The sequence below is a fragment of the Mesorhizobium sp. M0340 genome, assembly GCF_040321535.1.
Classification (GTDB): Bacteria; Pseudomonadota; Alphaproteobacteria; order Rhizobiales; family Rhizobiaceae; genus Mesorhizobium.
In genome coordinates this window covers 1-507 of record NZ_JAMYRR010000088.1, presented here as the reverse complement: position 1 = coordinate 507, position 507 = coordinate 1, and the positions used below count along the sequence as shown (strand labels likewise).

At 58.2% G+C, this 507-nt stretch carries 1 protein-coding gene; it reads left to right on the top strand.

The window, feature by feature from the left end; translation table 11 throughout:
- On the top strand, positions 1 to 495 hold a 495-nt coding region (locus tag NKI79_RS33180), incomplete at its 5' end, for a UDP-galactopyranose mutase (RefSeq protein WP_352807523.1).
- Positions 496 to 507: the final 12 nt, after the last annotated feature.

The following is a 507-nucleotide window of genomic DNA, read 5'->3' as shown; positions in this document are numbered from 1 at the left end:
CGCGAAATTCGCGACAAGATCCCCTTCCAGCGGATGATCTATACCGGTCCGATCGACGAGTATTTCGACTGGAAGCTTGGTCGCTTGCCCTACCGTTCGCTGCGCTTTGAGCACACGACGCTTGATTGCGAGCAGTTTCAACCGGTCGCCGTCGTCAACTATCCGCAGACGGAAAAATACACACGGATCACCGAGTACAAGCATCTGACCGGTCAGCAGAGTCCGAAGACCAGCCTCACCTACGAATACCCCACCGACGTCGGAGATCCTTATTACCCGGTGCCGCGGGCCGAAAACGAGGCTTTGTACAAACGATACGAAGCTTTGGCCGCGGCGTGCCCGGAGGTCTGGTTCGTCGGACGTCTTGCAACATATCGCTATTACAATATGGATCAGGTGGTCGGCCAGGCATTGGCTACGTTCGGGCGCATTCAGACACGCCTGCCAGCAAACGGGATGCTCGTCACGCCGACGCAGCGCGAGGCGGCCGAGTGAATGATGCGCCGG